The organism is Thermus sp., assembly GCF_039793865.1.
Lineage (GTDB): Bacteria > Deinococcota > Deinococci > Deinococcales > Thermaceae > Thermus.
On record NZ_JBAMMI010000042.1, the window covers coordinates 1 to 6413 of the forward strand.

6 protein-coding genes and 1 pseudogene are annotated in these 6413 nt (G+C 68.7%); 2 read left to right on the forward strand and 5 right to left on the reverse strand.

The genetic code is table 11. The features are described from left to right. The first annotated feature begins 56 nt into the window (after positions 1 to 56). Positions 57 to 581 (forward strand): hypothetical protein, encoded by a 525-nt coding sequence (locus ABJK26_RS03955; protein ID WP_347240936.1) that lies wholly within the window; start codon positions 57 to 59, stop codon positions 579 to 581. 119 nt (positions 582 to 700) lie between these two features. Next, entirely contained in the window at positions 701 to 3085 is a 2385-nt protein-coding gene (gene lon, locus ABJK26_RS03960; protein WP_347240937.1) for an endopeptidase La, read from the forward strand. On the opposite strand, the gene ABJK26_RS03965 is transcribed toward lon, so the two are convergent. The 5 genes and pseudogenes from ABJK26_RS03965 to ABJK26_RS03985 all read right to left on the reverse strand — a co-directional run. Then, the gene (locus ABJK26_RS03965; RefSeq protein ID WP_347240938.1) at positions 3082 to 3639 is read right to left on the reverse strand and encodes a molybdenum cofactor guanylyltransferase; all 558 of its coding nucleotides are present in this window, start codon (positions 3637 to 3639) and stop codon (positions 3082 to 3084) included. The two genes, lon and ABJK26_RS03965, sit on opposite strands and share 4 nt — an antisense overlap. 9 nt (positions 3640 to 3648) lie before the next feature. Beyond that, positions 3649 to 4524 (reverse strand): FAD-dependent oxidoreductase, encoded by an 876-nt coding sequence (locus ABJK26_RS03970; RefSeq protein WP_347240939.1) that lies wholly within the window; start codon positions 4522 to 4524, stop codon positions 3649 to 3651. A 42-nt stretch (positions 4525 to 4566) separates the two neighbouring features. Further along, the gene (locus ABJK26_RS03975; RefSeq protein WP_347240940.1) at positions 4567 to 4899 is read right to left on the reverse strand and encodes a hypothetical protein; all 333 of its coding nucleotides are present in this window, start codon (positions 4897 to 4899) and stop codon (positions 4567 to 4569) included. A gap of 9 nt (positions 4900 to 4908) precedes the next feature. Then, on the reverse strand, positions 4909 to 6231 hold the full coding sequence (gene miaB / locus ABJK26_RS03980) for a tRNA (N6-isopentenyl adenosine(37)-C2)-methylthiotransferase MiaB (RefSeq protein ID WP_347240941.1): 1323 nt from the start codon (positions 6229 to 6231) through the stop codon (positions 4909 to 4911). 96 nt (positions 6232 to 6327) lie between these two features. Next, positions 6328 to 6413 (reverse strand): annotated as a pseudogene (locus ABJK26_RS03985) (DDE transposase family protein); the annotation flags it as partial.

Here is a 6413-nt window from a genome sequence, read left to right on the forward strand (position 1 = left end):
ACTAGGCAAGCCCTAGAGGAGTTGACAGGTATAGGGGAAGGGGGTATTGTGAGGGCATGCTGCGGTCCCTCCTTCTCGCCCTTGGGCTTTCCCTCGCGCTCGTAAGCTGCTCCGCCACCCTCACCCTGCCCCTCCCCGACCAGACCGTCGAGGTGGCCGCTGTGGCGGACACCGGGGGCAAAGTGGTCTACCCGGCGAAGCCCAATCCTTTCTCCCCTCCCGGGAGCATCCTCAAGGACGTGCGGGTGGAGGGGACCCTCGAGGCCAGCCAGGACCTCTTCCTTACCCTGGACCTCTACGCCCGCACGAAAGACCCCGCCCAGGACCCGGTTTGCTTCGCCCTCTCCGACCTCGGCACCACCTACGCCTACGTCTGCTCCGTGGGCCCCGAGGACGAGAAGATCGGCCAGGCCGGGTTCGCCAACACCAAAAGCGCCCCCCTCTCCCTAAGCGGTTCCAAGCTCACCGAGGGGATCAAGCAGGGGAGGCTCTGGCTCGGGGTCATGGCAAGGGGCCTTCCCACCGCGAAGGTCACCTTCACCTTCAAGAACCTTCGGGCCACCGTCACCCTGGGCTTCTAGGTGCCCTTAGGCGGGCTTCGCAACATGGGAGGCCCCAACCGGGGCTTTGGGAAAGCCCCCCTTGGCCTTTGTGCCCTAAGGCGCCGGGAAGCGGGAGGAGAAAGGTATCATAAGGGCAGATGAAGGACGCCTTGCGCCTAGAGCTTCCCGTTCTGCCCCTCAGGAACACGGTCATCCTCCCCCACACCACCGCAGGGGTGGACGTGGGGCGGATGAAGAGCAAGCGGGCCGTGGAGGAGGCCCTCTCCGCCGACCGCTACATCTTCCTGGTGGCCCAGAAGGACCCCGAGGTGGACGACCCCGCCCCGGAGGACCTCTACCCCGTGGGCACCCTGGCCGTGGTCAAGCAGGCCATGCGCCTCCCGGACGGCACCCTCCAGGTGATGGTGGAGGCCAGGAACCGGGCAAGGCTTCTCCAGTACGTGGCCGCCCCCTACCTAAGGGCCGTGGGGGAGGTGCTCCCGGAGCCCCCTCTGCAGGACGCAAGCCTCGCCCGGGTCCTGGTGGGGGAGGTGCAGGAGGCCTTTGAGCGCTACCTGCAGAACCACAAGACCCTCCGCCTGGACCGCTACCAGCAGGAGGCCATCAAGAGCACCCTGGACCCCGCGGTCCTGGCGGACCTCGTGGCCCACCACGCCACCTGGACCCTGGAGGAGAAGCAGGGCATCCTGGAAACCCCCGAGGCGGAGGAGCGCCTGAAGCGGGTCCTGGCCCTGCTCCTCCGCGACCTGGAGCGCTTTGAGCTGGACAAGAAGATCGCCGCCCGGGTCAAGGAGCAGATGGACCAAAACCAGAGGGAGTACTACCTCCGGGAGCAGATGAAGGCCATCCAGAAGGAGCTCGGGGGCGGGGAGGACTTCTTCTCGGAGATAGAGGAGCTCCGGGAGCGCATTGAGAAGAAGGGCATGCCCGAGCCCGTGAAGGAGAAGGCCCTCAAGGAGCTCAGGCGCCTTGAGCGCATGCAGCCCGGCTCCCCCGAGGCCACGGTGAGCCGGACCTACCTGGACTGGCTCCTGGAGGTCCCCTGGACCGAGGCCGACCCCGAGGTCCTGGACATCTCCATCACCAAGCGGGTCCTGGACGAGGACCACTACGGCCTCAAGGACGTGAAGGAGCGCATCCTGGAGTACCTGGCGGTGCGCCAGCTCACCCAGGGGAAGGAGGTGAAGGGCCACGCCCCCATCCTCTGCTTCGTGGGGCCCCCCGGGGTGGGCAAGACCTCCCTGGGCAAGAGCATCGCCCGGAGCATGAACCGCAAGTTTCACCGCATCTCCCTAGGCGGGGTGCGGGACGAGGCGGAGATCCGGGGCCACCGCCGCACCTACATCGGGGCCCTCCCGGGGAAGATCATCCAGGGGATGAAGCAGGTGGGGGTGGTGAACCCGGTCTTCCTCCTGGACGAGATTGACAAGCTCTCCTCCGACTGGCGGGGGGACCCGGCGGCGGCCCTCCTCGAGGTCCTGGACCCCGAGCAGAACCACACCTTCACCGACCACTACCTGGACGTGCCCTACGACCTATCCAAGGTCTTCTTCATCACCACGGCCAACACCCTTTCCACCATCCCGAGGCCCCTATTGGACCGGATGGAGGTCATTGAGATCCCCGGCTACACCCTCCAGGAAAAGCGCGCCATCGCCCGCTACTTCCGCTGGCCCTTCCAGGTGAAGGAGGCTGGGCTTGAGGGGAAGCTGGAGATCACCGACCGGGCCATAGAGCGCATCGTCCAGGAGTACACCCGGGAGGCCGGGGTGAGGAACCTGGACCGGGAGCTCTCCAAGGTGGCGAGGAAGGCCGCCAAGGACTACCTGGAGAAGCCCTGGGAAGGGGTCAAGGTGGTGGACGCCGAGGACCTCGAGGCCTACCTGGGCGTGCCCAAGTACCGCCCCGACCGGGCGGAGAAGGCCCCCCAGGTGGGCCTGGCCCAGGGCCTGGCCTGGACCCCTTACGGGGGCACCCTCCTCACCATAGAGGCCGTGGCCGTCCCCGGCACGGGCAAGGTGAACCTCACCGGGAACCTGGGGGAGGTCATGAAGGAGTCGGCCCACGCCGCCCTCACCTACCTCCGCGCCCACCGGGAGGAGTGGGGGCTCCCCGAGGGCTTCCACAAGGACTTTGACCTCCACATCCACGTCCCCGAGGGCGCCACCCCCAAGGACGGCCCCTCGGCGGGGATCACCATGGCCACCGCCCTGGCGAGCGCCCTCACCGGCCGCCCGGTGCGCATGGACATCGCCATGACCGGGGAGATCACCCTAAGGGGCAAGGTCCTCCCCATCGGCGGGGTGAAGGAGAAGCTCCTCGCCGCCCACCAGGCGGGGATCTACCGGGTGATCCTCCCCAAGGAGAACGAGCCGGAGCTCAAGGAGGTGCCGGAGGAGATCCTCAAGGACCTGGAGATCCACTTCGTGGAGGAGGTGGGCGAGGTCCTGAAGCTCCTCCTCCTGCCTCCCCCGCCCCCGCCTCTCCCCGCCGAGAGGCCCCAGCCGGGGGCGGGAGCCTAGGGGAGCGCCTCCTTCCGGTTGGCGTTCAGGAAAAGCCTTTCCCCAAATCGGGCCACCGCCTCCTCCGCGGGGACGTAAGTGGCCCCCAGGGTCTCCATCACCCGCCTCAGGAGGAAGTCCCCCTCCCGGATCTGCCCTTCCACCTGGGGCAGGCAGTCCTTGTGGTAAAAGGCCATGAGGGGCTCCGGGTGCCCCTCGGGGCTATAGGGCACCACCACGGGGTAGGGGGAGGAGCGGGCCTTCTCGTAGAGAAAGTCCCAAAAGCCCCGGGTGAGGAAGGGGAGGTCGGTGGCCGCCACCGCCACCCAGGGGAAGCGGGCGTGGACGAGGGCCGAGTGGAGGCCCGAGAGGCTATCCGCCCCCGGGAGGAGGTCGGGGTAGACGGGGACGCCGAAGCCCAGGTAGGGGCGGTTCGCCACGATAAAGCGCTCCCCTGCCCCCTCTAGGCTTTCCAAGACCCTCGCCAAAAGAGGCTTCCCCTCGTAGACGAAGAGGGCCTTGTCCTCCCCGAAGCGCCTCGAGGCTCCCCCCGCCAGCACCGCGCCCGAGTACACACCCCCAGTCTAAAGCCTCGAGGCGAGCCTCTCGGCGAGGAGGGGGGCATAGAGGAAGCCCGTGGAGCCAAATCCCGTGAGGGCGAAGCCGCCCTCCACGGGGAAGAGGTGGGGCCCGGGGAGGCGGAAGCGCACCCCGCGCCAGGCCGAGGCCACCCTAGGACGGTAGCCCACCAAGACCTCGGCCCCCTGGAGGAGCCACTCCACCTCCCCCTCGGTGGGCGGGGGCATACGGGGGCTTTCCTCCTGGGGCAGGTAGCTCCCCCCGAGGGCCGCCCCCGCCAGGTAGACCCGGTAGCTTAAGGCCCGGGGGAAGTAGTCCAAGAGGGTGAGGACGAGCCCGGGGATGTGCCGCCCCTCTAGGGCGAGGAGGTGGGCCCCCCGGCTTCCCCCGGCGTAGACCAGGACCTCCCCCCTGACCCGCCCGCCCCCTTCCAGGGCCAGGTAAGGGGGCTCCCAGGCAAGGACCCGGCCCCAAAGAAGGGGAAGCCCCTCGGAAAGGCGCGCCAAGAGGGGCTTCGGCTCCAGCCAGAAGGCCTCCTCCAGAAGCACCCCCTTCCCCTCCCAGCGGTGCCTAAGGCCGGAAAGCCTCCCCGCCACCTTGGGGCGCTCGGCCTCGGGCACGGGGCGGAAAACCCCCAGGTGGAGCTCGGCGAAGCGGCCGTAAAAGGCGAGGGCCCGCTCCAGGGCCTCTTCCCCCTCCTCCGCCAGGGTGAAGCGCCTTCCCCGCAAGGGGTTCACCAGGGCCACCGGGGGGCGGCTCGCCTCCCCCAGGGCCTCGGCCACCACCAAGACCCGCAGGCCCCTCTCCTGGAGGCGCCGGGCGAGGACGAGCCCCGCCACCCCGGCCCCCAGGACCACCACCTCCGCCTCCCTTAAGGCCACGGCGACCCCCTCCCCCACTGCGGCGAAAACCGCACGGAGCGCTTAAAACCGGAAGCCCTCCCCCTCCCTCCGGCAAAGGCCCCGCTCCGCAAGCCCCTCCAGGAGGGCCCGGGCCTCGGCCTCGGGGAGGAAAGGGGCGAGGTCTTGGGGCCGCAACACCCCGCCCCGCCGCCAGGCCTCCCTCATGGCGAGCCTTTCCAGGGCCTGGGGGGAAGGACCCCGGGCGAGGAGCCCCCCCTGCCAGCGCCCAAACCCGAGGTAGGCCAAGGCCCCGCCCAGGAGGGCCAGGAAAAGCCCCCACCCGGTAAAGCGGAGGGCGGCGAAGAGGAGGAGAAAGAGGGCGGCCCCGGCGAAGAGGGGGAGGAGGACGCGCATTCCGCTCCCCTAGGCCACGGGCAGGGGGATGGGGGCGGGCGCCTTCGCCCCCACCACCTCCCCGAAGAGGAGGTGGGGCGTGGCCTGCTTGATCTCCACCTGGTAGAGGCCGGGCACGGCAGCCTGGGCGGCGGGGAGGAGCACGGGGTGGTTCCCCCGGTCGTGCCCCTGCACATACCCCTCCTCCTTGGCCTCCCCCCGCACCAGGACCTCCACCGTCTTCCCCACCCACTCCAGGTTCCGGCGGTAGCTCCACTCCTTCTGCTTCTCAATGAGGCGCATCAGGCGCTCCACCTTCACCTCCCGGGGCAGGTCCTGGAAGTGCTTGTAGGCGGGGGTGCCGGGGCGGGGGGAGTAGATGAACATGTAGGCCTGGTCGTACCCCACCTCGTCGTAGAGGGAGAGGGTCTCCTGGAAATCTTCCTCTGTTTCCCCGGGGAAGCCCACGATGATGTCGGTGGAGAGCACGGCGTCGGGAAGGGCCTCGCGGATCTTCCGTATTCTCTCCAGGTAGTGCGCCCGGCGGTACTCCCGGGCCATGCGGCGGAGCACCCGGTCGGAGCCCGACTGCACGGGCAGGTGGATGTAGCGGCAGATGGCGGGGGTCTCGGCGATGGCCTCAATGATGTCGTCGGTGAAGTTCACCGGGTGGCTGGTGAGGAAGCGCACCCGGGGGATGCCCATCCCGCCCACCATGCGCAGAAGCTCGGCGAAGGAGGGAAAGCCCGGCTGGTCCTTGCCGTAGGAGTTGACGTTCTGGCCGAGGAGGGTGACCTCCACCACCCCCGCCTGCTTCAAAAGCTCAATCTCCTTCAGGATGAGGTCGGGGTGGCGGGAGACCTCGGGGCCACGGGTGGTGGGGACGATGCAGTAGGTGCAGTGGTGGTTGCACCCCCGGATGATGGTCACGTGGGCGGAGAGCGCTCCCTTGGGGGGCGGGGGGATGTAGTCCAGGACGTCCTCCCGGAAGGTGAGGTCAAAGAACCTCTCGTTCGCCTTCAGGGCCTCGGGGAGGGAGGTCAGGGCCCCGGGGCCCAAGAGGACGTCCACCCCGAACTTCTTCGCCATCTGCTGGCCCTCGTCCAGCTGGGCCAGGCACCCCATCATCCCGATGAGGAGGCCGCGCCTTTCCTTCTCCTTGCGGAGCTGGCCCAAAAGGGAGCGCACCTTTTCCACGGGCTTGCCCCGCACGGCGCAGGTGTTCACCAGGACGAAGTCCGCCTCCTCCACCGAGTCCACGAGCTCCCACCCCAGGCTCACGAGCTCGCTGGCCACCAGGTGGGAGTCGTACTCGTTCATCTGGCATCCGTAGGTGATGATGTGCGCGCGCATCTTCCCTCCAGGGCGACCGGGGGGATCCCGGGCCCGTCCCCTTAGTGTAGCAAGAAAGGCCCCCGCCTCGGGGGGCCCCCTGTGCAAACTTGACCGCTATACCGCATAGAGCCCCAGGAAGCGCAGAGCGGAGAGGGGATGGAAGGAGAACGCCTCTAGAGCCGCCTTCTTCTCCCCGACCC